We start from the raw sequence: 25,360 nt of genomic DNA on the forward strand, positions 1-25,360 counted from the left end.
CTCCGCGCGGGTCAGCGAAGGTTCTCCGCGCGGGTCAGCGAACGGCTCCGCCGACCGTTCCGGCCAGTTCCACCCCGGCTCGGTCGAGCTGATCCAGGGCGGCATCGACCGTGGCCCGCGACACGCCAGCGGTCATCCCGAGCAGCACGCGCGTGTCGAATCCGGCCTCGACCGCATCCATGGCGGTGGCCCGCACACAGTGGTCGGTCGCTATACCCACCACGTCGACGGCGTCGATATCCCGGGCCCGCAGCCATTCCGCCAGATCCGATCCGTCGGCGGCCACGCCTTCGAAACCGGAATACGCTGCTGCATACTCACCCTTGGAGAAAACCTCCTGCACGGCGGCGGTATCGAAACCCGGGTGGAATTGCGCACCCGGTGTCCCGACCCGGCAATGCGGTGGCCAACTGTCGACGTAATCGGGGTGATCGGAGAAATGCGCACCGGGATCGATGTGATGGTCACGGGTCGCTACGATCGCCTCGTAATCCGCAGTCAGCAGATAGTCGCTGATCAGCTCGGCTACCCGCGCACCGCCCGAGACGGCGAGCGAACCACCTTCGCAGAAATCGTTCTGCACGTCCACGATGATCAAAGCCCGGCCCATGCTGTACCTCCTACCCCGCGATTATCCGCCGGATATCCGCCGAAACCCGGCCGCGACGGGTTCAGGAAACGAATGTCGTCGGCACCGCAGGATCGCCCGCCGACAACTTCAACCCCTCCCACGGCAGGCTGACCAGCCCGCTCGCCACCAGCTTCCGTGATTCGGTGAGCGAGGGCTGTTCGATCACCTCCCCCTTGCGCACCAGCGGCACCTGCAGATCCCGCACCTGCAACCCGTCCGGCGCAGGCCGCTCACCAGCGGCCGGGTACACGATCTCCTCGACAATCGTCCCGGTGGACCGCGCCACCCGCACGGCCCGTTTGGTGCCGCCACGCGATTCCTTGTGACTGCTGCGTTTGGCCACCGGAACCCCGTCGACCTCGACGAGCTTGTACACCATCCCTGCTGTCGGTGCCCCCGAACCGGTGACCAGCGACGTGCCGACCCCGTAGGCGTCCACCGGTTCGGCACGCAGCGCGGCGATCGCATATTCGTCCAAGTCCCCGGACACCACGATGCGAGTGTTGGTGGCACCGAGTTCGTCGAGCTGGCTGCGTACCTGCCGGGCCAGCACACCGAGATCACCGGAGTCGATGCGCACCCCGCCCAGTTCCGGCCCGGCCACCTCGATCGCGGTGGCCACCCCTCGGGTGATGTCGAAAGTGTCGACCAGCAAGGTGGTGCCGATACCGAGCGCCTCGATCTGGCTGCGGAACGCCGCCGCCTCATGCGCGCCGTCGGCGCCGCTGTGCAGCAGGGTGAACGCATGCGCGCTGGTGCCAGCGCCGGGAACGTGGAAGCGGCGCACCGCCTCCAGATTGGAGGTGGCATCGAATCCGGCCAGATAGGCGGCCCGCGCGCTGGCGGGCGCGGCGAGTTCATGGGTGCGCCGGGACCCCATCTCGATCATCCGGCGCCCGTCGGCGGCACTGACCATCCTGGCCGCGGCGGAGGCGACGGCGGTGTCGTGGTTGAGGATCGACAGGGCCAGCGTCTCCAGCAGCACGCATTCACCGAAGGTGCCACGCACCGACAGGATCGGCGAACCGGGGAAATACAGTTCGCCTTCGGGGTAGCCGTCGATGTCCCCGGTGAACCGGAAACCGCGCAGCCATTCCAGTGTGTTGCGGTCGAGGAACGTTTCGGCAACGGCCAGTTCCGCATCGCCGAACCGGAAACCGGCCAGCGCCTCCAGCAGGCGGCCGGTGCCTGCGACTACGCCATAGCGGCGACCATGCGGCAGCCGCCTGGCGAATAATTCGAACGTGCAGCGACGCTGGGCCGAGCCGTCGGCCAGCGCTGCGGCGAGCATCGTCAGTTCGTACTGATCGGTGAGCAGAGCGGTGCCGGCGACCGCGTCGGGAGAAGACACGGTGGCCACTGTAGACAGCGATTCGCCATAGGCGACGGGCCGTTGTATACGGGCCAGGAAATGCCCCTGTTGATCATGTGCGGGTGTTGAGTATTCAGAGGCGAGTCGTACCCTTGACTTTATGGCCTTGTGCAACACAGCACCCCGCTATCGGACGGATGAGGTCCGCCACGGCGCCGTCGCCGAGGTGATCCTGTCGGCGGCGCAGGCGACGCCGGAAGCGGTGGAATACACCGAGATCCTCGAAGCGGAGGACCGGCCCTGGGTCACGGTCGTCTGGGACGACCCCGTCAACCTGATGCATTACGTCGCCTACATATTCCAGAAGCTGTTCGGTTACAGCAAAGCCAAGGCGACCGAGTTGATGCTGAAGGTGCACAACGAGGGCAAGGCGGTCGTGTCCTCCGGTTCCCGGGACAAGATGGAACAGGATGTGCGCCGGCTACACGCGGCCGGCCTGTGGGCGACCATGCAACGAGACGACTGAGCCGGACGGCTACCGTAGCGACGTGCGTAAGTGGAGCCGGAAGAACTCACTGAGCGGTTTCAAGTTGCGGTCGGAGATGGACGCGCAGGAAGCCGACGTCCTGCGGTCGCTGGTGGGCGCGGTCTCGGGACTCCTGTCCGACCGCGCCGATTCCGCCCCGACCGATGATCTGGCTGCGCTGACCGGATTGCGCACCGGTAACACCGCCCCGCCGGATGATCCCCGGCTGCGCAGACTGCTCCCGGATTTCCACCGCAAGGAATCCGGTTCCCCCGACGCCGAACGCGCCGACCTGAACAGCGCCCTGCGCGCCCTGCACGAACCGGAGATCATCGACGCGAAACTGGCCGCGGGCGCGGTGGTGCTCGACACGGTCCCCGCGGGCGGTGGCCGCATCATCCTCACCCAGGAGCAGGCCGAATCCTGGCTGACCGCGCTCACCGATGTGCGGTTGACGTTGGGTGCGGTGCTCGGCATCGACGCCGACACCCCCGACCACCTCGACCCCGACGATCCGCGCGCCCCGCATCTGGATGTCTACCACTGGCTGACCTGGATGCAGGACTCCCTGTTGCAGGCGCTGGCCCCATGACCTTCATCGACGCGGGCCCCCGTAACGCGCTGACCGACGTCCCCGGCGTCCTGGTCGGACACCATCACGTCCTGGACTCCGACGCCACGCTGGGTTCCGGCGCGGCAACCGGGTGCACGGTGGTACGGGTGTCCGGCGGCGCGGTTGCCGCCGTGGATGTGCGCGGCGGCGGCCCCGGCACCAGGGAAACCGATCTGCTCGACCCGGCCAACACGGTGCGCCGCGCGAACGCGATCCTGCTCGCCGGGGGCAGCGCCTACGGTCTGGCTGCGGCCGACGGGGTGATGCGCTGGCTGGAGGAACACGGCGAAGGAATCCCCATGGACCCCGCCGACCCCGGCCGGGTGGTGCCGATCGTGCCCGGCGCGGTGATCTTCGACCTGCCTGTCGGCGACTGGAGTATCCGGCCGAACGCCGAGTTCGGGTACCGGGCCGCCGCGTCCGCGGCAGTCGAGTTCGCCCGCGGCACCGTGGGTGCGGGCGTGGGCGCACGCGCCGGTTCCCTCAAGGGCGGTATCGGTTCGGCGAGCGTGGTCGTATCCGACGGTCCCGCGGCGGGCGCAACGGTGGCGGCGCTGATCGTGGCCAACCCGGTCGGCTCGGTCTTCGACCCCCGCACCGGCCTGCCCTGGGGCGTGGGTACCGACGGCCCCGCACCGTTCGGCCTGCGCCCGGCCACCCCCGAACAGTTGGCGGCCGCGAACGCGCTCCCGGTGAAGGGCACCGCCCTCAACACCACCATCGGCGTCGTCGCCACCGACGCACCGTTGAACACGGTCGCCTGTCGCCGCCTGGCCACCACCGCCCACGACGGTCTGGCCCGAGCCGTCCGCCCCGCCCATTCCCCCCTGGACGGCGACACCCTGTTCGCCCTGGCCACCGGCACCGCGACCCTTCCGAAACTCGACCCGACACCCCCGGCCTTCCCACCGGAGATCCTCATCCTGGACCAGCTGTGCACGGCCGCCGCGGTCTGCGTGGAACGCGCCGTCGTCGACGCCGTCACCTCCGCCACCTCGGTCGCGGGCATCCCCGCCTACCATGACCTCTTCCCGGCCTGAGCCGGGCGCACGAATACGGGCGCGGTCACGATCGGTGCGACGACGGCCGCGATGGCACGATCCAGCGCAGCGGCGCCATCCCTGCACGATCAGCGGAGCAGGAGACGCCGACGCCTGTTGGGGAGCTGACGACGAAGCCCGCGAGCGGCCGAGTAGATGGGCGCTGGTGACGTAATCGAAGACGGCGCCGCTGTGATCAGTGCGGCGGGATCAGCGCCGCGATGTTGCTGCGGCGGCGAGGTACTTGCACGGTTATCGGAGCAGACGCTGTCGGCGCGCTCGGCCTGTGGGGAGAACTGCCAACGAAGCCCGCGAATGGCCGAACAGGTGGGCGCTGGTGGCGTAGTGAAGGCGGGTCGGCGGGACCGGCTGTCGGTCTGCCATCAGCGCCGACTCCGACCTGCCGCACGAGCCGGCTCAGCTGCTGGTCCGGAGCCAGATTCCGGCGGCCAGGAATAGCCGCATACCCTGGCTGGTTGTCAGGCTGTGACGGGCCGACGACAGGCCGGATGTTTTGCGAAAGGGTTCGATTGTGCTCGTGATCAGGGCCGACCTCGTCGAGGCAATGGTGGCGCATGCTCGCGCCGACCACCCGGACGAGGCGTGCGGGGTCATTGCCGGGCCGGAGGGCTCGGATCGTCCGGAACGGTTCATCGCGATGGTCAACGCCGAGCGTTCACCCACCTTCTACCGTTTCGACTCCGCAGAGCAGTTGCGGGTGTGGCGTGAGATGGAAGCCGCCGACGAGGAGCCGGTGGTGATCTACCATTCGCACACCGCGACCGAGGCCTACCCGAGTCGCACCGATATCGCCTACGCCGCCGAACCGTTCGCACACTATGTGCTGATCTCCACGCGCGACCCCGAGCAGCACGAACTGCGCAGCTATCGGATCGTCGACGGCGAGGTCACCGAGGAGCCCGTCGAGATCGTCGCGGCCTACGAAACAGTCTGATTCCCACCGTTTTTCGTCACCATCGAGGAGTTCTCATGCCGGTTACCGTGTCCATCCCGACCATCATGCGCACCCACACCGGGGGCGAGAAGCGGGTGCAGGCCAACGGTGACACCCTCGCCGCCGTCATCAACGATCTCGAGGCCAACCATCCGGGGCTGGCGGAGCGGCTGCTGTCCGGCGGCAAGCTCAACCGGTACGTCAACATCTACGTCGACGACGAGGATGTGCGTTTCTCCGGTGGCCTCGAAGCCGAGGTCCCTGAGGGGGCGAGCGTGACCATCCTGCCCGCGGTCGCCGGCGGCGCACCTACTGGATTCTGACGAACCTGTGGCGCGCTACGAATCGCTGATCGCGACCCTCGGCAATACGCCGCTGGTGGGTTTGCGCACCCTGTCCCCGCGGTGGGACGGCGACAACCCGGTGCGGTTGTGGGCCAAACTCGAGGACCGCAACCCCACCGGTTCGGTCAAGGACCGTCCGGCGCTGCGCATGATCGAACAGGCCGAGGCCGATGGGCTGCTGACCCCCGGCTGCACCATCCTGGAACCGACCAGCGGCAACACCGGTATCTCGCTGGCCATGGCCGCCAAGCTCAAGGGCTACCGCCTGGTGTGCGTGATGCCGGAGAACACCTCGGTGGAGCGGCGGCAGCTGCTCACCATGTTCGGGGCCGAGATCATCGATTCGCCCGCCGCGGGCGGCTCCAACCAGGCCGTGGCACGTGCCAAGGAGATCGCCGCGCAGAATCCCGACTGGGTGATGCTGTACCAGTACGGCAATCCGGCCAACGCGCTCGCCCACTACGAGACCACCGGACCGGAAATCCTCGCCGACCTGCCCGAGATCACCCATTTCGTGGCCGGTCTCGGCACCACAGGCACCCTGATGGGCACCGGCCGGTTCCTGCGCGAGAACGTGCCGGATATCCAGATCGTCGCCGCCGAACCGCGCTACGGCGAGCTGGTGTACGGGCTGCGCAATATCGACGAGGGCTTCATTCCCGAACTGTACGACGAGACGGTGCTGACGTCCCGTTACTCCGTCGGCCCCTACGACGCTGTACGCCGCACCCGCGAGCTGGTGTTGGAGGAAGGTATTTTCGCCGGGATATCCACCGGTGCGATCCTGCATGCCGCGCTCGGTGTCGCACAGAAAGCGGTGCGGGCGGGTGTCAGGGCCGATATCGCGTTCGTGGTCGCCGACGGCGGCTGGAAATACCTGTCCACCGGCGCCTATGACGGCACCCTCGAGGACGCCGAGGAACGGCTGGAAGGCCAGCTCTGGGCCTGAGCGCGCCGGTACCCTCGAAAGTCAGCGCGAACAGCTGCCGACCTTCGCGCCCCGAGGAGGAGATTGCGGTGACCGGCGACACCGGACTCGGCGCCTCGTTCGATCCCGATCGGATCGCGGCGCTGCGCAAACAAACCAATCCGGCGCGACCGGGTGCGAGCGCTCCTGCACCGGGCAAGTTCTCCGGCGCGCGGCAACTGTGGACGCGGGCGGCCGTGCTGGTCACCGGTTTCGTGGCGCTGCTGTATGTGATCGAAGTGCTGGACACGATCAACGACAGCCGCTTCGAGCAGGCCGGTATCGAACCGCGTCAGGTCGACGGGCTGTCCGGGATCTTGTTCGCCCCGATGCTGCACGGCCCCTGGGACCATCTGATCGGCAATACGCTCCCGGTGCTGGTGCTCGGTTTCCTCGCGCTCGTCTCCGGCCTCTGGCGGGGCGTGGCGGCGACCGCGATCATCTGGGTGATCGCCGGCGCGGGCACCTGGCTCACCGGCGCATCCGGCACCGTTCATATCGGCGCGTCCTCGTTGATCTTCGGCTGGCTCACCTACCTGATCTCGCGCGGTTGGTTCGCCCGCCACCCCTGGCAGATCGTGCTCGGCCTGATCGTGTTCGCCCTATACGGGTCGCTGCTGTGGGGTGTGCTGCCCGGTCAGCCCGGAATCTCCTGGCAGGGGCATCTTTTCGGCGCGTTGGGTGGACTGGTGGCCGGCTGGGTACTCTCTGGTGATGAACGTCGACACCGTCGCCAGGCGCACGCCGGCGCCCTACCGTCACCGCGGTGACGTCACGGGCGCGGCCCGGTTTTTCGGGGGATGAGGTTTTGAGCGAGAAAACGTCGTGGCAGCATGGGAGGATGCGCCTTACCGTCCTCGGGTGCTCGGGCAGTGTGTCCGGCCCGGACTCCCCAGCGTCGGGGTATCTGCTCACCGGCCCGGATATGTCCCCGGTGGTCATCGATTTCGGACCCGGAGTTCTCGGCGCGCTGCAGCGTTACGCCGACCCCGGTGAGGTGTCGGTCTTCCTCACGCATCTGCATGCCGACCACTGCTTGGACCTGCCGGGCCTGCTCGTCTGGCGGCGCTACCACCCGACACCGCCGGTCGGCCGGGCCATCGTGCGCGGCCCCGCCGACACCGCGCTGCGCATCGGCAATGCTTCCGCCGAAATCGGCGGCGAATGCGACGACTGGTCCGATGTCATCGATATGCGCCCGTGGACCGAAGCCGAGGCTGTCGAGTTCGGCCCCGGCCACACCGTCACCGCGCGCCGCATGTTCCATCCGCCCGAGTCCTACGGTTTGCGCCTGGTCACCGCCGCCGGGCGTACCTTCGTCTACACCGGCGACACCGCGCTCTGCCCGGCCGTGCAAGAGTTGGCGTCCGGCGCCGACATACTGATGGCCGAGGCGTCGTGGACCCACGATCCGGGCAATCGCCCTCCCGGCGTTCATCTTTCGGGTACCGAAGCGGGCCGGATCGCCGCCGAAGCGGGCGTCGGGGAACTGCTGCTCACCCATATCCCGCCGTGGACGTCCCGCGAAGACGTCATCGCCGAAGCGAAGGCCGAATTCACCGGCCCCGTGCACGCCGTGGCCCCGGGCGAGACATTCGATCTCTGACACCGCCAACCCCCTCGGTAACGGTTACGGGAACCCCACTACGCTGAGCCCCGTGTCGAGACGAGCCGATGGCAGGGCGGACGACGAGCTCCGCGAGGTACGGATCACCCGGGGGTTCACCACGCACCCAGCCGGTTCGGTGCTGGTGGAGTTCGGCCAGACGCGGGTGATGTGCACCGCCAGCGTCACCGAAGGTGTGCCGCCGTGGCGGCGTGACTCCGGGCTCGGCTGGCTCACCGCCGAGTACGCGATGCTGCCCGCCGCCACCCACACCCGCAGCGGCCGCGAATCCGTCAAAGGCAAGGTCGGCGGACGTACCCAGGAGATCAGCCGTCTGGTCGGCCGCTCCCTGCGCGCCTGTATCGATCTGGCGGCCATCGGCGAGAACACCATCGCCATCGACTGTGACGTGCTGCAAGCCGACGGTGGCACCCGCACCGCCGCCATCACCGGCGCCTACGTTGCCCTCGCCGACGCCGTCACCTATCTCGGCGCGGCGGGCGGCCTCACCGACCCGCAGCCCATCTCTTGTGCGATTGCCGCGGTCAGTGTCGGCGTCGTCGACGGCCGGGTGCGTCTGGACCTGCCGTATGAGGAGGATTCGCGCGCCGAGGTCGATATGAACGTCGTCGCCACCGACACCGGCACTCTGGTGGAGATCCAGGGCACCGGCGAAGGAGCCACCTTCCCCCGCTCCACCCTGGACAAACTGCTCGACGCCGCCCTGGCTGGTTGTGAACAGCTGTTCGTGGTGCAGCGGGAAGCCCTGGCCCTGCCGTACCCGGGTGTGCTGCCGGAACCGGCCGATACCGCGAAGAAGAAGTAATGAGTCGCCGCGTCCTGGTCGCCAGCCGCAACGCGAAGAAACTGAACGAACTGCGCCGCATCCTCGCCGAAGCCGGGGTGGCGGGTGTGCAGATCGTCGGCCTCGACGATGTGCCCGAATACCCCGAAGCGCCCGAAACCGGGGCGACGTTCGAGGAGAACGCGCTCGCCAAAGCCCGCGATGGCGCCGCCGCCACCGGATTGCCGTGCGTGGCAGACGATTCCGGTATCGAAGTGGATGCGCTGAACGGTATGCCCGGGGTACTGTCCGCCCGCTGGGCCGGTACACACGGCGACGACACCGCCAACAACGAACTGCTGTTGGCGCAGCTGAACGACGTCCCGGACGAGCGTCGCGGCGCGCGGTTCGTCTCGGTCTGCGCCCTGGTGGTGCCCGGCGGTGCCGAGACCGTGGTGCGCGGCGAGTGGAACGGCACCATCGGACACGCCCCGCTCGGTGACGGCGGCTTCGGCTACGACCCCCTGTTCCGTCCCGATGGCGGGCAGACGAGCGCGGCGCAACTCACACCTGCGGAGAAGGACGCCGTCTCGCACCGCAAACGCGCCCTGATGCAGTTGCTACCGGCGCTGACAGCGCTCGACGGCTGAGCGTCACAGCGCGTGCTGCGGCGGCCTGCGGGTCGGCATCCATCTCCGCGCTCGGCTTCTCCAGCCCCTGAGCGCATGCTCGCACCGACATCAGCACAGCATCTGGCTGTGTCGGTGATGTGTTGCAAGAGCTCCATCGGGCAGCCGCGACTCTGGGCCTGGCCGCACAGCACAGTTACCGCGTTTGCTGCACCGGGTGATTCGCCAGGAGTGCGGGCCCATCATTTCCGTTCAGCGTGCCGACCAGTTGCGACTGCTTCGGTTCAGCGCAGCATCGAGGATGTGACCAGCTCGGGGCAACCGGCGGAGGCCACGGCCGATCGGACGGACTACGCCCGGCCGCGCCCATTAGGCTGGTTCGGTGCCGCTCGTGGAAGTCACCTATGCGCCGGTCGTCACCGAATCGGTGTTGCGCGAACTCGGTGCGGTGTTGCCGCATCTGGTGTCCGAGGCCGTGGAATGCCCAGAGGAACCGTATGACGGTGACCTGCAACCGGGCGATGTGGAGATCCGGTTCCGGCAGCTCGGTCCGTTGGATCGCTGCGGTTTGGACGTTGTGATCGAGGTGCGGTCCAAATGGACCGAGAGCCGGGAAACCAACCGTCAAGAGCGAGTGGACACCCTGCACCAGGCGATCGAGACAGCGATAGAGCTACGCGACTTCGGCGTCTACCTGACGCTCCCGGTGGCCGCCTGGTCCCAGGGCGACTAAACCGCGAAGTCGCGTTTGACCTGCTGCGCGTTGCGGTGCTCGACGAAGAACGACAGCAGCGGGATGGTGCCCGCGAGAAGCGTGCCGATGGTGCGGCCGAGCGGCCAGCGGACCTTCACCGCGAGGTCGGCGGTCAAGATCAGGTAGATGAAGTACACCCAACCGTGAACGACGGCGATCCAGCTCGGGGTGTCCACACCGAAACCGTATTTGGCGATCATCTCCGCGGTCAGCAGCAGCAGCCACAGACCGGTCGTCCAGGCCAGCGTCCGGTAGCGCAGCAGCGCCCCCGCGATCTTGCGCTGTTGGGCGGGGGAGTGACCGACACCGGTGGCCGGTGTGGTTTCGGTCGTGTTCTCGCTGGTGGTCAACCGGCGCTCCTTTCGGTGTCGCGGCGAAGTCCGGCCGCGCGGACCTGCTCGCCGATATCGTCGGCGTTGAGCTGGGCCAGGTATTTGTTGTATTCGGCGAGCACCGGGTCGGCGTCACGGGCCGCTGTCGGCCGTTCCGGCAGAATCCCGGCGGGGATTTCGCGCGGGCCGATGGTCTTGGCTGCGCGTCGTTCGGTGAAGGATTTCCAGCCACCACCGGCATGGCTGCGCCCGGTCGAGTCGGCGGAAGCCGCTACCGTCGCGCGGTCGGTCTCCCGCCCGCTGCTCGGCTGTTCGGTGGTTTCCTCGGCTTCCTGCTCCAGCCGCACGAACCGGAAGTAGGCGAAAACCGCGAACGCCGCGAACAGCGGCCATTGCAGCGCGTACCCCAGGTTCTGCCCGGTGCCGCTGGCCGAGTCGAACCGCTCCCACTGCCACCAGCCCAAAGCGAGGCAGGCCGAGGTGGCCACGACCACCAACACGATCAGGGCCGGGCGGTTGTGGGCCGAGCGACGCGGAGAACCGGACACGACTACCACGGTACCCCGTCTACTACGGCTGCCGTAGGAGCAGGTCGGCGCTGCCGCAGGGGCGGGCCTGCGCGCAGCCCGGCAAGCCCCCATCACCTGCCGGACCGCGCGCCGTCCCAGCTCAGAGGCGGTAGCTGATCCCGGTCAGCCGCTCCGATTCCTCCCACAGTCGCCGTTGCAGCTCGGTGTTGCGCGACAGCCTGGTCGACGGCGAGGGACCGACGGGCCCCTGGAACTGGAACAGCCTGGTCGGACCCCAATAGGTTTCCGGGTCGGCGTCGGGTGTGGTCGCCGCGAACAGCGTCGAATGGGCTGCCTTGGCCGGTGCATGCCCGACCAGGCTGATCACCGGTTTGCTGACCCAGTCCAGCGGGGTTTCGGTCCGGGTGAACAGCTCCGTCGCCGACACTCCCGGATGCACCCCGTAGGACCGTTTCGCCGACCCGGCTGCGCTCAGCCGCCGCTGCAGCTCCCGCGCGAACATCAGATTCGACAGCTTCGACTGCGCATAAGCCAGGTTGCGCTGGTAGCGGCGGTTCTCATAGTTGAGGTCGTCGATCCACAGTTTCGGCGTCTGCTTGTGCGCGATACTGGCCAGCGTCACCACCCTGTCACGCATTTTGTCCAGCAGCAGTCCCGTCAACGCGAAATGCCCCAGGTGATTCACCCCGAACTGGGTTTCGTACCCGTCCTTCGTCCGCGAGAACGGCACATTCATCAGCCCCGCGTTGTTGATCAGCACATCGAACTCGTCGGCTTTGTCCGCGAACTCACGCACCGATTCCAGATCGGCCAAATCGAGGGCCGCGACCCGCACATCGCCACCGATCCGGTCCGCCACCTCCTGCCCTTTCGCGGTATTACGGCAGGCCATGACCACTATCGCACCCTTGCCGGCCAGCACCTTCGTCGTCTCCGCCCCGAGACCGCCATTGGCCCCGGTGACGATGAAGGTGCGTCCGCTCTGGTCGGAAATCTCTCTAGGGTTCCACGCCATGGCTAGACCTTACTTCGGAGTAAGTTCTCTGGGAAGGATGTCTCGGACACGAACCCACCGGGCGCACCGGAGACCGGGGCGATATGAACCGCCACCCGGCGCGCCCGCCATGGCCGATACCGGATGCGCCGCCACAGCAGGGGCCGAAGTGGCGGCGGGCCCGATCTCCGATGCGGACGCCACTCCAACACCTCCAACACCCCAAATCAGCTGCGGTAATAGGAAATCGGCACCAATCAACCGTTTTCGCAGTGCGCCGCCCAGGATTACGGCAGAATCACTCCACGGCAGGGGTGCCATTCACAAGAGGGGATCAGCATGTCCACAGTGGACAACACGGTGCCACGACGCCAACTCGGCCGCCACCTGCGCGAAATGCGCCAAGCTGCCGGGTTGACCATCGCCGAGGCCGCCCGGCAGATCGGGCGCGGGGCAGGGACCGTGCAGCGGTTGGAAACCGGGCATCCCGGGCGGATACATCTGGCGGATATCACCGGGTTGTGCGAGTTGTATGACGAGGTGGAGCGGCAGGATGCGTTGCTTGGGTTGGCGAAGGAGGCTGGGGCAGCGTCCAAGAACGGAGGGTGGTGGCATGAGTATGGGGAACTGATACCTGACGATTTCGAGCTGTATGTGGGGCTGGAGTCGGCCGCATCGTCGCTCACGATCTATCGGCCGGACATGGTGAGCGGGCTGTTCCAAACTGCCGGATACGCAAGGTCTCTGGATGCAATCTACTTCCCGAAAGACGGTGCCGAGGAGCTTGAGCGACGTGTACGGATGAGGTTGGGCAGGCAGAAGATCATCACGCGCAAGCGCAACCCGGTGACGGTGTCGCTCATCCTCGATGAGGCTGTGCTGAACAGGGTCGTTGGTGGACGGAAGACGATGTGCGCTCAGCTTCGGCACCTGGCAAACATGCCGCCGAATGTGACGGTGCGCGTGCTTCCCTTTGCTTGCGGGTTCCCCGCTGGTATCTCGACCGGCCCTTTCACGATCCTCGATTTCGCACCGGCCGCGCACGAGCCTTCCACTGTCTACATCGAGTTCTATACGAGTGACATCTACTACGACAGGCCTGATGCGGTCGAACGATTTCGGAAGGCATTCCGGGCGATGCAAGAGGTAGCGTTGAACAGCATCGACAGCAAGAGCCTGCTGCGATCAAGAGCAAGGGAGTACGAGCGTGAGCGATGATTTGAGCGCGGCCAAGTGGTTCAAGTCCAGCCGTAGCGCCGGGGGCAAGGACTGCGTCGAGGTCGCGCACCTGGACAGTGGCAGTGTCGGTGTTCGGGACTCGAAGAACCCCACCGGGCCTGCGTTGGTGTTCACTCCGTCCGTGTGGGACGCCTTCGTAACGCGAACAGGGTCAGGAGAGTGCGGCAACTACTGACCTGGTGGAGATAACCCTGCTGGCAGCACAACTGGTGATGCCAACAGGGTTTGCACATTCTAGACGTTGAACAGGCCGCGAAGGCCGTGGCGGCGGTGCAGTTCTGCTACTGCTCCCAGGTCTTACCGAGTTGGCTTGCGATGGACTGATCTGTTTCATTGAGCTTTCGGATGGAAAGCTCGTATGTTTCCCTCATCAGTTTGACGATTTCGATGCTCTCCTGGAGACGCTTCACCGCAGAGTCATCTCCGTTCTTAGCCTTTAGCGCGAACTTATTTTTCAGTGCCTTTGCTGACTCCAGCCCCCCGAACCCTGTCAGGTGCTCGAGGTCTCCAGCAGCATCGACCATCGTGTCCAGCCTGGTGAGTAGCTGGTCGGCTTGCTTCATCAGTTCCTTGCCAACCTGTTCATCCAGTCGTAGCTCACCGTTCTCGGCCTGGGTCTTCAGCGATTGCCAATGCGTACGCATGCCCGACAGCGGCGCATCATCCCCGTTCCCGGTACCTGTCATCGCCCTTCCTCAGTTCAGCCGCCGCTTCGCGGGTGTGAATTTCTCGCGTGAACTACCTTGTGCCCAGCCGTGAGCGGAGATTATTCCGGGAGGTAGGGCTCGAGGTCCTTGGCATGTTCGATGGCAAGGCTGCATGGGGGAGATTCCGGTATGGAGTCTTTCTTGCTGTACGCCCAGCCGACAGTTACTTCGTACATCCCTTGCGTTGCAGAAAGGTTCACGTAGCAGCGCAGCTTGTCTTCGTCGGCTTTGTCGTAGTAGACCAGCCCAGCGCGGTCACCGATCTCAACATCTCGGAATCCGGTGAGTTTGTCGTTTGCACGGGCCTCGTCCTGGGTGTGGACTGATGACGACACCGTGACGAAGTATGAAGACTCTGCCGACCTCCACTTACAGATCCGCCATGTCACCGGGCCCGTTGGCGCGTCGGTGACCGTGCTCTTGGATGCCGGATCCACCCGTGTAGCCCTCAAGGCTTCGTCCGACAGGTCTGTACAAGGGTTGAACGCAACGTCTTCTTCCGTGGTCGTCGCGCTCTGCCCCTCTGCGGCAGGCTCCCCGTCCACGTATACCGAACACCCGGCAGCCACCCCGACAACAGCCACCCCGCCCAGTACCGCACGCACCACGGCCCGTCTGTTTCCTCTACTGGCGGTTCGCATACCCCTCCTGCCTCCGGTGCGGACGGCCCACACAAGCTGAGAAGCACGATACCGCGATCCGATTCCGTCCAGCCCGGCATCCAGAGCCGGGCGTCCTCGCATCCACGATGTCACGCCCGTGGCGCCCTGCTCAGGGAAGCGACGACTGCAGGGGTGGGCAGCCCAGGTGACGACGCGAGAAGAGCGGCTGCGGCACCGCGAACACGATGCGAGACAGACCAGTTGGTGGCCTGGAAATGAAACGCCCGCCGCGTGGCGGTATGGTCGTACACATCTCGAGCGTGACCAGGGGAGGGTTCTATGCACTCATGCTTCGATCAACACCCGGACTCGAGTTCCGAGCGTAAGCCTAGGACAGCTTTGCAAACACACTGCCCTCTGTTCGCGCGAAGATACAGTTGAAGGTTGAGAGTGGTTTACGAATTCAAAGTCGAGCCGGACGATCTCGATGAGGCGGCACGCCACATTTGGAGGTTGGCGCAGGAGAACGCCCGAGTAATATCGTACGCTCAGGAATGGCTGCAGGTAGAGGAAAGCGGTGGCCTCATCTTGACGCCGGTGCTCGATGAGTTGCAGAAGGTTTGCGATAAACTCAAAGCCAGCTATGAGCGGCTGGGAACCATAACCGATTCATCGTCAACTGAACTGACGAATGCGGGAATCATGTACAAAAATACCGACCACGCAACCGCTGCTGCCTTGGACCGCGCCTATTCGGCAGGAGCGGATAAATGAGCACCAACCAAGCGGCCGTCGAGTTCCCCGTAGAAAAGCTCACCGAACCGCAGATTTCCGATCCTTATCCAGACCTTCTCGAGCTGATCATCAACGGAAACGGTATCAGTCTCACCTACCATATCAACAACCTGGTCGCTATAATCACCGGCGGGTTCAATCCCCTCCAAACCATCACCGATAACGTAAGCGGCAACTGGTCTGCGCTTCAGAAGTCCGCCGACGCCATACGTAAACTGGCCGATTACAACAGTGCGTACCACCAGGCGCTCGATAGTGCAATGGGCATCGCCGAGCAGTCCTGGAAAGGGAATGCGGCCGACGATGCACGGCAGTTCTTCACCACACTGACCGATGCGCTCGACGCTCAGGTCGGCCCGCCCCAGCACCGTGCCCGAACCTCCAGCGGATCCCGCGCCCGCGCACAACACCACCGCCCAACCGGCGCGCAGCCGCCGGCAATCCTGGCGCGATATCGTCGTCACCCCTGACGAACCGGACGAGGACGACCTCTACTTCCAGGAACGACACCGCAACGGCTGGCTGCAAAGAAAGGAACACACGTGGTCCGATACCAGCCGAACTCGGGCAACGCCGGGGAATACCCCGGGCATCCACGTCAGCCGCACCCCAGCGAACCGGTGGTCTTCTTCCCGCGAGGGCGACGCGGCTGTCCGGCTCCGCCGTTGTGCGCAACCACTGCCCGGCACCAAGAATTTGTGGGTCAAGGGCCCGCGGCCGTTGCGGGTGGAGCCGCTGGAATTGGAAGTGGCCGAACCTCTGCCGGATATTTGCCCTGAGCACGGGCAAACCGCTGTTTCGCGACGGCCCATGGAAATGCGCTTCTACGACACCGAAAAACATCCGCGGTCGCCCCACCTCATGCCCGGCCCTGTCTTCAAGGACATGTCTAGACCCAAGGGGCAAATGCCCTCTCCGCTTTCCACAATCGTCGTCGGTGACTGGCCGGTGTGCGAACAGTGCCTCGCCGTCTCCCGGCGCTACCTGCGCGTCTCGACCCTCCTGTTCATATCCCTGGGCGTTGCGGCGCTGGCCGGTGTTGTCACCCTATGGGTGGTGCCGGTTTTCACAGATTTCGATCCCAAGGCAGGTCCCTACCCGATGGTGTTCGGGCTGGGTTGTATTTTGCTGCCGCTCCTCGCGTTACTCGTATTGCTGATCGGCGCCAAGGGCGGCGAGTGGGTGACATACCGGTCACTCGACGACGAACAATTCCTTTCGATAAAAGCGCAACCGAGCTTCCGAGCCGCGCTCGAACAGCAGCGACGTTTTCACAAGCCACCGCACCAGGGTGGTACCTGAATCGCCGCCGAGTGGAACCACCGCGCCATTCAAGCGCAATCATCCGTCCCGAGTAGATCCAGCAGTTGAGCCGTCTCCCTGCACTTGGCTGAGCCGGAGAACACCGGATTTCCATACCCGCTCTGGGCGGGATCACAAGGGTAAATGAGCGGTGCAGGGCTTGCCGCGTGCGGGCAAGCGGGTCAACGGGTTTCATCGTGGCGGCGTGCTTCGAGTGCTCGGGTGAGCCTGCGCATCAGCGGCTCTAGTCTCACGAGCAGACCCACCGGCGCGAAGCCCATGAGCAGCAGGAGCACCCCGGGAGTCCCGAGCAGGAATACACCGATGATCGAAGTCAGCCCCGACAGCACCGAGCGATTACCGTGGAACACATACTTTTTCGCCCCGGTATCGATGAGCCGTGGCCGAGCGGTCACCACATCCCCGTCGCTGGCGTCGTACAGGTTGACGGTGCGGTTATCCCCGATCACACGTCCCGTCCCGAGTATCGAATCACGGCCGGGGCCAGTCGATTTCGTTCCCTGGGTGACTTCGACCCGTATGTCTTCGCCGTAACCCAGGTAATAGGCGACGACATTGATCGGGTCCGCCAGCAGGAACAACGCCCCCAGTGTCATGACGATGCCCAGGCAACCGCACGCCATACGCCAGAACACGTACTTCGCCCTACTCTGTTTCGGAGGGTCCGCAGCACTTTCCATATCGCGATGAAAACACACCGTCACTCATCTCGGCCCCGGGTCGGCTGCGCATGGACGGCGGCCTTTTGCACCGCGCTGCACCTGGTCAAGCAAGGCGAAGCCAGGCCTGGATAGTGGCCTCAGCCAGGCGAAACACCCGTTCTCCGTATGCCTGATGTCCGTCCCCGACGAACCCGCCGCTCGCATCTTTGAGGTCGTGGACATTGAGAGAGAAGCCGGTCGGGAAGCCTGCCACCGGGAGAGCGGCATACGAGCCCAACGGCCCCATGTCGTAGCCGCCGCCGCTCTTGTTGCGGGCGATCTGATATCGGGCGAGCCGGTTCGTTGCCGCTATGCCTTGATCGGTATAGAACTGGAGCATCCGAAACTGTCCGTCGGCGAACTGCGGCAACATGTGCGAGCGATGCTGAAGAACGAATGCGCACACCAACGGTGCATGCCAGGTGTACATCTGAGGGTCGGCCTGCTCGACCGCCAGCGCTTCGTGCCAGGTGTCGATGCACGCTGTCGCAGCCCCGCATTCGCAGGCCCCGCTGCCAGTTCCGCTCACGCAAGCCGATGGTACCCGTCGGCACGCAGCTGACAGCGAGTCGAAAAGCCCCTACAACGCGTAGGAAACACGCCTCGCTGCACCCTGGAACGGGCGTTCGCCTATCTTGCCGCCGCCGAGCGCTCACAGTGCTCGCTCAACGACGCCGGACCGCACCTATCGTCGCCAGGAGTGGTGACCGAAGAAAGCACGTCTTGACATAAGAGACCACCCCGCGCCGGTGAAGCCGGTACCGCTCGGCTACCCGTCTCAGTTGACGGTGTACTCCGCGCTGCAGTCGCCGTTGGTGTAATTCTGGTCCGATCCGTGATTGTTGGCGTGCAGCACGAACAGGACGCGGCCGGGTTCGGTCGTTACGTCGGGGATCGTGAGCACATTGTCGGGGCCCTGCACCTGCTCGACCACCTGTTCCTGACCGCTCCGGCCGGTGTCGAGGTTGGCCCAGGTCACCGAGAACCGCTGCTCGTAACTCACCTCCGACGCGGCGTCGGTCAGCATGGTGAGGTCGACGGTGCCGGGCGCGGTCGGCGTTGCGAAGGTCGCGCTGGAGGCCGTGACGTCGAAATCGTCCGGAGTCGGGTAAGTGAACTTGCACAAGGCGTCTCCCGTATCGGCAGGGGCCGCCGATACGGGAGACGCGGTGCCGACAGCCAGGCTTGCGGCGGCGAGGGCGAGCACGATTGCGAGAATTCGCATGGTCACAGTCCATCCTTCGGGCGCGGAACCAACAGCTGGTCCGCGCGCTGCGTGGCCCGGTCGGCGAACGCCGCTACCCCTCGAAGTGGCGACAGCGTAGTGGTGCGTGTAGTCGATGCCAACCTCCATCGACTGTATCGGCTCGAGCCGATGCGGTGTTCCCACTTGTGGTTTCGGTGCCGGATAGCTGTGAGTGGCGACCGTGACTTCCCTTGAGCCGACTGTTCAGCGCCGCCAGAAGAAGTGGTGCACGACGCCGCTCGGGCTCAGCACCCGCTCCAGGTGGAAGCGGTCGGTCAACTCTTCCGGGCTATCCCAGAGCCGCAGGCCGCTGCCGAGTTCGCAGGGAGCCACAGCGATATGCATCTCGTCGATCAGGTCCGCTTCCAGGAACTCGCGGATGGTGGTCACGCCGCCGCCGATACGCACATCTTGGCCGTTCGCGGCGCCCTTGGCCTGCCGCACTGCGTCATGCGGGGTGGTGTCGATGAAGTGGAATGTCGTATCGCTGAGCGTGAACGAGGGGCGCGCATGGTGGGTGAGCACGAAGACCGGTGTGTGGAATGGCGGCTCGTCGCCCCACCAGCCCTGCCAGTTGTGGTCCGGCCACGGGCCGCGCTGCGGGCCGAACTTGTTGCGGCCCATGATCTCGGCACCGATATTGCGGGTGAAATCGCGTGCGATGTAATTGTCGAGACCGCGCGTGCCGCCGGGGTCGGGCGGCGACGTGAGCTCAGCCCGTGAGGCGTGCGCCCTGGCAGGTAGTTCACAGCCGCAGCGGTCCCGGTTGATCCAGTCGGCTGTGGCCCCCACCCAGGCGAACAGTTCGCCGGCATCGGCAAGACCGAACGGTTGCGTGAAGCTCTGCGCCTCGCCTGCCCCGATCCCGTCTCGGCTGATATTGAAACATTGGACGCGGACCTGCTGTGGTCGTGCGCTGTGTGTCATGACTACCTCCTCGGGAAGAGCTGAACGGTCGCGACTGCTGGTGTCGCATGTCCGGTGGTCGTCGCCGATGCGCCGCGCGCGACAGCATCGGCGGAGAATCTCGAGAATTTTTGTGCGTAGTGTCGTGTGCGGGCTGTCGGCGACGACCACCAGGTGTTGCCACATGAGTGGTGCACCTACCGAGGAGGACATCGTGAAGTATTTGATCCTGATGCAGGTCGATCCGGCGGTGCTGGAGCAGCTCACCGACGAACAGCAGAAACAGATCCAAGAAGGGCACACCGCGTTCATGGCCGCTACCAAGGAGCGCGGTGAGTTCATCGCTACTCAGGCCCTCGCCGACCCCAGCCGGTCGAAAGTCATCCGCAGCTCCGGGGGCAGGCCCGAGGTGACCGACGGACCGTTCGTGGAGAGCAAAGAGTTCCTGGGCGGCTTCTACCTCGTCGACGTCGAGGACGAGGCCAGGGCGGTGGAACTGGCCAAACAGATCCCCGACGCCACCATTCCCGGCCTCGCCCTCGAGCTGCGGCCGGTGATGTTCAGCGACCTGGGCGACGAATGACCATTGCAGCTCCGCTGGGCGAGGGCCGGTGGCGTGAACTCGCGCGACAGGCCCTCGCCCGGCTGCTGCGCAGCTATGGCAGCGCCCAGTTCGACCTGTGCGAAGACGCCGTCCAGGAGGCGCTGCTGCAGGCACACCAACAGTGGCCGACACATTTCCCGGACGACCCGCTGGCCTGGCTCACCGCGACCGCCCGCCGCCGGTACGCCGACCACGCCCGCAGCGACGCCCGCCGCCGGCACCGCGAAACCCGCGCCGCTGTGCTACACCCCCCGGTGACGCCGGAGGCCGTCCAGAGCGATGACTCCCTGCTGGTGCTGCAACTGTGCTGCCACCCCGACCTACCTCGCTCCGGGCAGGTCGCGCTGACCCTGCGGGCGGTTGCCGGGTTGACCACCGCCCAGATCGCCAACGTCTATCAAGTCCCCGAGCGCACCATCGCCCAGCGGATCACGCGGGCCAAACGGCGCGTCTCCGAACTCGGCCGGCCGCTCCCGCCACCCGAACACGCAGGCGAACGCGTCACCGCCGTACTCGACGTGCTCTACGTGATGTTCACCGAAGCGCACCACACCACCGCTGGTGCGCCGCCCCGCGACGCGGATCTCGCCGCCGAGGCGATTCACCTGACCCGCCTCCTCCTCCGCAGCGTCCCAGAGTCCACCGAAGTCACCGGTCTTCTCGCATTGATGCTGCTCACCGAGGCCCGCCACCCGGCCAGGGTAGGGGAGGACGGGCGTCTCGTGCCGCTCGATGAGCAGGACCGGTCGGTGTGGGATCAGGAACTGATCGGCGAAGGGCTCGAGCTCGTCGAACATGCCGCCCCGGGCGCCGAACCCGGCCCCTACCTACTTCAGGCTTGTATCGCGGCCCTGCACGCCGAGGCCCCCGACACCGAGAAAACGGATTGGCACGAGATCCTCGCGCTGTACCGGCTCCTCGAATTCGTGACCGGTCACCGGAACCCCACGATCACCTTGAACCGCATCGTCGCCCAGGCCATGGCCGGCGGATATGACATCGCCCTAGCCCAGATCGATGCGCTGGAAGCCGACCACCCCGGCCTTCCTCGTCTCGACGCCGTACGCGCCCACCTCCTGGAGGAAGCCAACAGACCCGGCGACGCAGCAAATGCCTACCGGCGAGCCATCGCCACTACCGTCAATCTCGCCGAGCAACGCCACCTCAGACACCGCCTACGTCGCCTTTCCGGTGCGAACGAGTAACGGCTGAACCGGCCCTCACGGGAGGTCAGGACAGAGTTTCCGCCCCGCCACTTGCACCGCCGAGCACCCCGAGCAACCCGCGCCGATTCGGACGAAGCCTGTTGTCACCGACGTCCTGGCGCGCAACAGCCGGGGCGGCGACCGTTCTCGCCGCGGATCGGCCGCCGTGTGCGCAACACTGCCTCGCCCGAGCCGATGAATTCTTGCCTCGGACACCGTCGACACCGATATGACAACACATATCCTCGACACCGCCGAAGTCGACATCGCCTACGACGTGCACGGCCAGTTGCCCACCGCCGACGGGCGTCCGCCCCTGCTGATGATCGGCCAGCCGATGGAGGCCAGCGGTTTCCGCGCGCTGGCGTCGTACTTCCCGGAGCGCACCGTGGTCACCTACGACCCGCGCGGTATCGGTCGCAGCATCCGCAAAGACGGCCGCGCCGATCAAACACCCGAGGCGCAGGCAGGCGATGTGCATGCCGTTATCGAGGCTCTCGGTGCCGGGCCGGTCGACATATTCGCCAGCAGTGGCGGCGCGGTCACCGCACTCGCCCTCGTGGCCGCATATCCCGGCGACGTGACCACGCTGGTCGCCCACGAGCCACCGCTCATCTCGATCCTTCCCGACGCCGCAGCGGCCGAGCGCGCCCGCGCCGCCGTCCGCGACGCCTACCAAGCCAAAGGGTTCGGTGCCGGAATGGCGGCATTCATTGCGATGACCTCATGGCAGGGCGAGTTCACCGACGACTATTTCGCCCAGCCCGCCCCGGACCCCGCCATGTTCGGGATGCCGTCCGAGGACGACGGTAACCGCGACGACCCACTGCTGTCCGACCACTCCTGGGCGATCAGCAGCTACCGTCCTGACACCACCGCCCTCGCCGCGGCACCGACCCGGATCGTGATCGCCGTAGGTGAGGAATCCCTGAACACCCTCACCGCCCGCACCGCTGTCGCCGCCGCCGAACTACTCGGTCAGCAGGCGACGGTTTTCCCGAGCAACCACGGCGGCTTCCTCGACGGCGAATTCGGTTACGCGGGCCAGCCCGAGGCGTTCGCCCGCACACTGCATGAGGTCCTCGACGGAGAAGTGGATTGAGCCGAAGCGGTCCCATTGCTGGTGGTGGTCACATGATCTTGGCCTCTACCAGCAGAAACAATGGCCGTTGAACTAGCAGGCTCCACTGTGGATCGGTGCGCAGTTGATCTGTGGTGGGGCGCGGTTCCCGGATTCGGGTGATCACGAAGCCCGCGCCGGTGATCATGCCGAGGTATTCCTCGAGTGAATACAACTTCTGCACTGTCGGCGCCGGTGAGAGCTGCCCACCAACTGAGAAGTGCTGCTGCACGATTCGCCCGTCGAAATACTCGGCGGCCGGTGCATCCCCGCTATCGGCCGGTGTTCGTTCGCTGCGCGCGGTATAGAAGCAGGGGTGCTGACCGATGCAGATCAGCCGCCCGCCCGGACGTAGCAGACGCGCGAACTCGTGATAGCGCCGACCTGGCCTGGTCAACCCGTTGGGCAGGCGGTTGACCACGACCAAGTCCATGCTGCTGTCGAGTAAGGGGATGTCCGCGACATCTGCGTGCAGGAAGCGGCACCGCTGCGTGGGGGCCGCGGTCGCGGCGTCGACGAAGGCGCGACAGGTATCGATCCCCGTGACCTGCGCGGCTCCCAACGTTTCCAGTCGCCGCGCCAAATACCCTTCACCGCAACCGGCATCGAGAATGTGCAGGCCCTCCACCTCACCGATCGCCGCCAGCAGAGCAGGGTCGGTGATTTCCTGCTGATACGGATCGGCGCCCGACCGGACCAGCGAAATCCAGTAGTCGGCATTGATGTCGTAGGCGCGCGTAATCGGCTCATCGCCGAGCATCACCAGGCCACCCTCCTCGGACTGCGGTCACCAGGAGTGTGCCACGCTGCGGCGGGTTGTCTCGATGGTTTGCTGGAGGCAGCGGGTGATTTCTTCCGGTGGGCCGGGAGTGAGGCTGAATTCGTTGTGGGGGTGGTGGTGGAGGAGGTAGCGGCCGTCGGTGGGTTGGTAGTCCATCCAGTGGAAGCCGCGGACGTCGGGGGTGGGGCGGGCGTCGATGGCGCCGCCGGCGAAGACGCCGATTTCGCCGAGACCGGAGCGGGGGCGGCGGGCGATGCGGGTGATTTGTTCGGTGAGGGACAGGCGGGTGGGGTGGTGGCTGTAGACGGGGCGGTTGACGTCGGAGGCGTGGGCGCGGAGGGGGTCGTATTTGCCGCCTGCGCAGGTGGGGAGGTGGGCCACCAGGTGGGTGGGTAGGGATTGGGGGGCCAGTTGGGTGAGGATGACGTCGCGGCCGGATTGCTGGGTGGGGCCGGGGAGTTGGACGGCGATGGTGGCCGAGTGGTCGGTGATGCCTGCGTGGATGCGGGTCACCTGGGCGAAGCCGGGGCCGTGGAATCCGTGGACTTCGACGCGGACCTGGGGTTCCAGGAGGACCGTGAGCGCGTGGTGGAGGCGGTTGTCGGCGATGCGGGCCAGGCGTTGGCGGGCTTCGGCGCGCATGCGCTGGTAGTCGTCGTAGGAGACGACTTCACCGGGGTTCGTGGCTTCCGGTTCGTAGGTGATCGGGTACGGCAGGCGGTCGCGGCCGAAGGCTTCCACCGCGAGGGTGAACATCAGACCGTCCAGGCGCCAACGGGGTTCGTTCATCCGCCGATCACTCCTCCCGGCGGCAGGGCGGGCGGCTGGGTGCCGAGTAGTTCGCTGCCGCGGTCGTAGATCAGATAGTCGGGGGTTTTGTGTTCGTCGTCGTCATCGCCCTGACCACCGCGCGCCGCGGGCGACATCATGCCCGGCATACCGGTTCTGCCCGGTTTGCCTGCGTTGTGGGTTTGGGTCGACGACGTGGGTTGTTTGTTGCCGGGTGTGCCCGGGGTGCCGGGGATGCTCCGGCCCGGAGCCGGGGTCTGGCTCGGCGTGCCCGGGTTGCCAGGGGCTCCGGGCGTGGACGGGACATACGGGGTGCCAGGGGTTGTCGTCGTCTTGGGCAGATCGGTGTTCGGGGTTTGGGGAGTCCCGGCGGGAACCGTGGATTGCGGTGTAGCGGCAGGGGTTGTCGACTGCGGGGTGGTCGGCTGTTCCTGCTGGTTTTGTTGCTGATTCTGCTGTTGCGGGTCGCCCTCGGTGTCGGTGTTCGGATTGCCGGTGTTCGTCGGCTGCTGGGTACTGCCCGGCGAAGGCCGCCCCCGATTGTTGCTGTTGTCGCCGGTGGTGGTGCCGTCGTCGACCGGGTTCTTCGGCTGCGGGAGGATCGGGGTGTGGGTGTCGACGTCCTCGACGCCGGGCCGGTAGTAGGTGGTCATCACCCAGCGCGCCGTTTCCTGTGCCTCGGCGGCGCGATACGCGGGTCCTTTGATGACGTTCTGCATCGGAAGGGCGCTGATGAACTTGTCACCCACGGTGACGCTGTCGGGTTTGCCGACCGATGCTTTCGCTTGCGCGAGATGGCCTTCGGTGAGGTCTAGTCCGTGCGCGACCATCTGGAAACTCGCCGCGAGCTTCTGGAACGATGTCGCGAACGCGCGGGTGCCGTCGATAGCGGCCGCACCGGATTGCCCGCTCCAGTGTTCGGTGATCGCGGCCTCCACACCGGTGGTGAAATGGCCGATCGCGTCCCTGGCTTCGATGGTCAGGTTCCGCCAGCCGTCGGCTTTTGTGTTGATCTCGCCCGGTTTCACGTCTTGCAGAGCGTCGTAGATCTGCTGGTGGGTCATCGTCTCGAACGGGTCGCGCACAGTGATCGCGGGCGGCGCGAACTGGTCGCTGTCGTATTCGGCGAGCAAACCGGACCATTCGCCGTTGACGATCGCGCGGTCGGAATCCCACTTGGTCTTCTGATCCTCGACAAGCTGCGTGTCGTTGTTCTTGTTGCGCTCCGCCTCACCCAAACCGAGCGCAGACACCCATTGCCCCAAACTAGCCATACTGCCCCCCTTGCCTGACTGCCCCGGTGCCTATCGGTGTGGATGCCCATT

At 65.9% G+C, this 25,360-nt stretch carries 32 protein-coding genes; 18 read left to right on the plus strand and 14 right to left on the minus strand.

From position 1 onward, the window contains the following. Nucleotides 1–34: 34 nt before the first annotated feature. Both B0T44_RS08225 and B0T44_RS08230 read right to left on the minus strand, forming a co-directional pair. Nucleotides 35–610, minus strand: coding sequence for an isochorismatase family protein (locus B0T44_RS08225; protein WP_077118944.1), 576 nt, complete (start codon nucleotides 608–610; stop codon nucleotides 35–37). A gap of 61 nt (nucleotides 611–671) precedes the next feature. Continuing rightward, nucleotides 672–1,922, minus strand: a complete 1,251-nt coding sequence (locus B0T44_RS08230) for a nicotinate phosphoribosyltransferase (RefSeq protein ID WP_245839094.1) — start codon at nucleotides 1,920–1,922, stop codon at nucleotides 672–674. A 181-nt stretch (nucleotides 1,923–2,103) separates the two neighbouring features. Between B0T44_RS08230 and clpS the strand changes: the two genes are divergently transcribed. From clpS to B0T44_RS08285, 11 genes are all read left to right on the plus strand, one after another. After that, the gene (gene clpS / locus B0T44_RS08235; RefSeq protein ID WP_077118948.1) at nucleotides 2,104–2,469 is read left to right on the plus strand and encodes an ATP-dependent Clp protease adapter ClpS; all 366 of its coding nucleotides are present in this window, start codon (nucleotides 2,104–2,106) and stop codon (nucleotides 2,467–2,469) included. Between the two features lie 22 nt (nucleotides 2,470–2,491). Beyond that, entirely contained in the window at nucleotides 2,492–3,061 is a 570-nt protein-coding gene (gene aosR / locus B0T44_RS08240) for an oxidative stress transcriptional regulator AosR (protein WP_077118950.1), read from the plus strand. Then, nucleotides 3,058–4,122, plus strand: coding sequence for a P1 family peptidase (locus tag B0T44_RS08245; protein ID WP_077118953.1), 1,065 nt, complete (start codon nucleotides 3,058–3,060; stop codon nucleotides 4,120–4,122). The genes aosR and B0T44_RS08245 overlap by 4 nt, the downstream gene beginning before the upstream one ends. Nucleotides 4,123–4,654: 532 nt before the next feature. Further along, entirely contained in the window at nucleotides 4,655–5,077 is a 423-nt protein-coding gene (locus B0T44_RS08250) for a M67 family metallopeptidase (protein ID WP_077118955.1), read from the plus strand. Between the two features lie 35 nt (nucleotides 5,078–5,112). After that, nucleotides 5,113–5,400 carry a MoaD/ThiS family protein gene (locus B0T44_RS08255; protein ID WP_077118957.1) on the plus strand — a complete coding sequence of 96 codons (288 nt, stop codon included), beginning with the start codon at nucleotides 5,113–5,115 and terminating at the stop codon, nucleotides 5,398–5,400. A 7-nt stretch (nucleotides 5,401–5,407) separates the two neighbouring features. Further along, nucleotides 5,408–6,370, plus strand: a complete 963-nt coding sequence (locus B0T44_RS08260; RefSeq protein ID WP_077118959.1) for a cysteine synthase — start codon at nucleotides 5,408–5,410, stop codon at nucleotides 6,368–6,370. A gap of 62 nt (nucleotides 6,371–6,432) precedes the next feature. Then, entirely contained in the window at nucleotides 6,433–7,158 is a 726-nt protein-coding gene (locus B0T44_RS08265; protein ID WP_081511798.1) for a rhomboid family intramembrane serine protease, read from the plus strand. A 71-nt stretch (nucleotides 7,159–7,229) separates the two neighbouring features. Beyond that, nucleotides 7,230–7,994, plus strand: coding sequence for a cyclic nucleotide-degrading phosphodiesterase (locus B0T44_RS08270; RefSeq protein WP_077118961.1), 765 nt, complete (start codon nucleotides 7,230–7,232; stop codon nucleotides 7,992–7,994). 52 nt (nucleotides 7,995–8,046) lie between these two features. Continuing rightward, entirely contained in the window at nucleotides 8,047–8,820 is a 774-nt protein-coding gene (gene rph / locus B0T44_RS08275) for a ribonuclease PH (RefSeq protein ID WP_077118963.1), read from the plus strand. Next, on the plus strand, nucleotides 8,820–9,428 hold the full coding sequence (gene rdgB, locus B0T44_RS08280) for an RdgB/HAM1 family non-canonical purine NTP pyrophosphatase (RefSeq protein ID WP_077118965.1): 609 nt from the start codon (nucleotides 8,820–8,822) through the stop codon (nucleotides 9,426–9,428). Before rph ends, rdgB begins: the two co-directional genes overlap by 1 nt. A gap of 361 nt (nucleotides 9,429–9,789) precedes the next feature. Further along, complete coding sequence (locus B0T44_RS08285) at nucleotides 9,790–10,140, plus strand: hypothetical protein (protein ID WP_077118967.1); 351 nt, start codon at nucleotides 9,790–9,792, stop codon at nucleotides 10,138–10,140. On the opposite strand, the gene B0T44_RS08290 is transcribed toward B0T44_RS08285, so the two are convergent. The 3 genes from B0T44_RS08290 to B0T44_RS08300 all read right to left on the minus strand — a co-directional run bounded on the left by B0T44_RS08290 (nucleotide 10,137) and on the right by B0T44_RS08300 (nucleotide 12,038). Beyond that, a complete protein-coding gene (locus B0T44_RS08290) occupies nucleotides 10,137–10,511 on the minus strand; it encodes a DUF3817 domain-containing protein (protein ID WP_077118970.1) in 375 nt (124 codons plus the stop codon). The genes B0T44_RS08285 and B0T44_RS08290 overlap by 4 nt on opposite strands. Further along, complete coding sequence (locus B0T44_RS08295) at nucleotides 10,508–11,041, minus strand: transcriptional regulator (RefSeq protein WP_077119214.1); 534 nt, start codon at nucleotides 11,039–11,041, stop codon at nucleotides 10,508–10,510. The genes B0T44_RS08290 and B0T44_RS08295 overlap by 4 nt, the downstream gene beginning before the upstream one ends. 121 nt (nucleotides 11,042–11,162) lie before the next feature. After that, entirely contained in the window at nucleotides 11,163–12,038 is an 876-nt protein-coding gene (locus tag B0T44_RS08300) for an oxidoreductase (RefSeq protein ID WP_077118972.1), read from the minus strand. Between the two features lie 318 nt (nucleotides 12,039–12,356). Between B0T44_RS08300 and B0T44_RS08305 the strand changes: the two genes are divergently transcribed. Together B0T44_RS08305 and B0T44_RS08310 are read left to right on the plus strand one after the other, a co-directional pair. Further along, nucleotides 12,357–13,235, plus strand: a complete 879-nt coding sequence (locus B0T44_RS08305) for a helix-turn-helix domain-containing protein (protein ID WP_077118974.1) — start codon at nucleotides 12,357–12,359, stop codon at nucleotides 13,233–13,235. Next, nucleotides 13,225–13,431: a DUF397 domain-containing protein gene (locus B0T44_RS08310; protein ID WP_077118976.1), complete on the plus strand. Its 207-nt coding sequence runs from the start codon at nucleotides 13,225–13,227 to the stop codon at nucleotides 13,429–13,431. Before B0T44_RS08305 ends, B0T44_RS08310 begins: the two co-directional genes overlap by 11 nt. Before the next feature lie 106 nt (nucleotides 13,432–13,537). Here B0T44_RS08310 and B0T44_RS08315 read toward each other — a convergent pair whose 3' ends face one another. Both B0T44_RS08315 and B0T44_RS08320 read right to left on the minus strand, forming a co-directional pair. Then, nucleotides 13,538–13,942 carry a hypothetical protein gene (locus B0T44_RS08315; RefSeq protein WP_081511800.1) on the minus strand — a complete coding sequence of 135 codons (405 nt, stop codon included), beginning with the start codon at nucleotides 13,940–13,942 and terminating at the stop codon, nucleotides 13,538–13,540. Between the two features lie 80 nt (nucleotides 13,943–14,022). Next, nucleotides 14,023–14,571, minus strand: a complete 549-nt coding sequence (locus tag B0T44_RS08320) for a DUF3558 domain-containing protein (RefSeq protein WP_254854218.1) — start codon at nucleotides 14,569–14,571, stop codon at nucleotides 14,023–14,025. 444 nt (nucleotides 14,572–15,015) lie between these two features. Here B0T44_RS08320 and B0T44_RS08325 point away from each other — a divergent pair, with 444 nt between their 5' ends. Both B0T44_RS08325 and B0T44_RS26455 read left to right on the plus strand, forming a co-directional pair. Continuing rightward, entirely contained in the window at nucleotides 15,016–15,339 is a 324-nt protein-coding gene (locus B0T44_RS08325) for a type VII secretion target (RefSeq protein WP_077118980.1), read from the plus strand. A gap of 354 nt (nucleotides 15,340–15,693) precedes the next feature. Continuing rightward, the gene (locus B0T44_RS26455) at nucleotides 15,694–16,662 is read left to right on the plus strand and encodes a hypothetical protein (RefSeq protein ID WP_139347905.1); all 969 of its coding nucleotides are present in this window, start codon (nucleotides 15,694–15,696) and stop codon (nucleotides 16,660–16,662) included. Nucleotides 16,663–16,844: 182 nt separating this feature from the next. Here B0T44_RS26455 and B0T44_RS08340 read toward each other — a convergent pair whose 3' ends face one another. The 4 genes from B0T44_RS08340 to B0T44_RS08355 all read right to left on the minus strand — a co-directional run bounded on the left by B0T44_RS08340 (nucleotide 16,845) and on the right by B0T44_RS08355 (nucleotide 19,557). Next, nucleotides 16,845–17,363 carry a hypothetical protein gene (locus B0T44_RS08340; RefSeq protein WP_139347906.1) on the minus strand — a complete coding sequence of 173 codons (519 nt, stop codon included), beginning with the start codon at nucleotides 17,361–17,363 and terminating at the stop codon, nucleotides 16,845–16,847. Nucleotides 17,364–17,448: 85 nt separating this feature from the next. After that, nucleotides 17,449–17,913 carry a DUF5946 family protein gene (locus B0T44_RS08345; protein ID WP_077118988.1) on the minus strand — a complete coding sequence of 155 codons (465 nt, stop codon included), beginning with the start codon at nucleotides 17,911–17,913 and terminating at the stop codon, nucleotides 17,449–17,451. A 249-nt stretch (nucleotides 17,914–18,162) separates the two neighbouring features. Continuing rightward, nucleotides 18,163–18,609 (minus strand): hypothetical protein, encoded by a 447-nt coding sequence (locus B0T44_RS08350; RefSeq protein ID WP_077118990.1) that lies wholly within the window; start codon nucleotides 18,607–18,609, stop codon nucleotides 18,163–18,165. A gap of 225 nt (nucleotides 18,610–18,834) precedes the next feature. Beyond that, nucleotides 18,835–19,557 (minus strand): dihydrofolate reductase family protein, encoded by a 723-nt coding sequence (locus tag B0T44_RS08355; protein WP_077119219.1) that lies wholly within the window; start codon nucleotides 19,555–19,557, stop codon nucleotides 18,835–18,837. Nucleotides 19,558–19,720: 163 nt separating this feature from the next. Between B0T44_RS08355 and B0T44_RS08360 the strand changes: the two genes are divergently transcribed. The 3 genes from B0T44_RS08360 to B0T44_RS08370 all read left to right on the plus strand — a co-directional run bounded on the left by B0T44_RS08360 (nucleotide 19,721) and on the right by B0T44_RS08370 (nucleotide 22,447). Continuing rightward, nucleotides 19,721–20,119: a YciI family protein gene (locus tag B0T44_RS08360; RefSeq protein ID WP_217697528.1), complete on the plus strand. Its 399-nt coding sequence runs from the start codon at nucleotides 19,721–19,723 to the stop codon at nucleotides 20,117–20,119. Continuing rightward, the gene (locus B0T44_RS08365) at nucleotides 20,116–21,345 is read left to right on the plus strand and encodes an RNA polymerase sigma factor (protein WP_077118992.1); all 1,230 of its coding nucleotides are present in this window, start codon (nucleotides 20,116–20,118) and stop codon (nucleotides 21,343–21,345) included. Before B0T44_RS08360 ends, B0T44_RS08365 begins: the two co-directional genes overlap by 4 nt. 229 nt (nucleotides 21,346–21,574) lie before the next feature. Then, on the plus strand, nucleotides 21,575–22,447 hold the full coding sequence (locus B0T44_RS08370) for an alpha/beta fold hydrolase (RefSeq protein ID WP_077118994.1): 873 nt from the start codon (nucleotides 21,575–21,577) through the stop codon (nucleotides 22,445–22,447). A gap of 28 nt (nucleotides 22,448–22,475) precedes the next feature. Here B0T44_RS08370 and B0T44_RS08375 read toward each other — a convergent pair whose 3' ends face one another. Genes B0T44_RS08375 through B0T44_RS08385 form a run of 3 tightly spaced genes read right to left on the minus strand, consistent with a single transcriptional unit; the run spans nucleotide 22,476 to nucleotide 25,309 of the window. Further along, complete coding sequence (locus B0T44_RS08375; RefSeq protein ID WP_077118996.1) at nucleotides 22,476–23,225, minus strand: class I SAM-dependent methyltransferase; 750 nt, start codon at nucleotides 23,223–23,225, stop codon at nucleotides 22,476–22,478. Between the two features lie 27 nt (nucleotides 23,226–23,252). Further along, nucleotides 23,253–24,035, minus strand: coding sequence for an ESX secretion-associated protein EspG (locus B0T44_RS08380; RefSeq protein WP_077118998.1), 783 nt, complete (start codon nucleotides 24,033–24,035; stop codon nucleotides 23,253–23,255). Further along, on the minus strand, nucleotides 24,032–25,309 hold the full coding sequence (locus B0T44_RS08385; protein ID WP_077119000.1) for a hypothetical protein: 1,278 nt from the start codon (nucleotides 25,307–25,309) through the stop codon (nucleotides 24,032–24,034). The genes B0T44_RS08380 and B0T44_RS08385 overlap by 4 nt, the downstream gene beginning before the upstream one ends. Nucleotides 25,310–25,360: the final 51 nt, after the last annotated feature.

It is taken from the genome of Nocardia donostiensis (assembly GCF_002081715.1).
Classification (GTDB): Bacteria; Actinomycetota; Actinomycetes; order Mycobacteriales; family Mycobacteriaceae; genus Nocardia; species Nocardia donostiensis.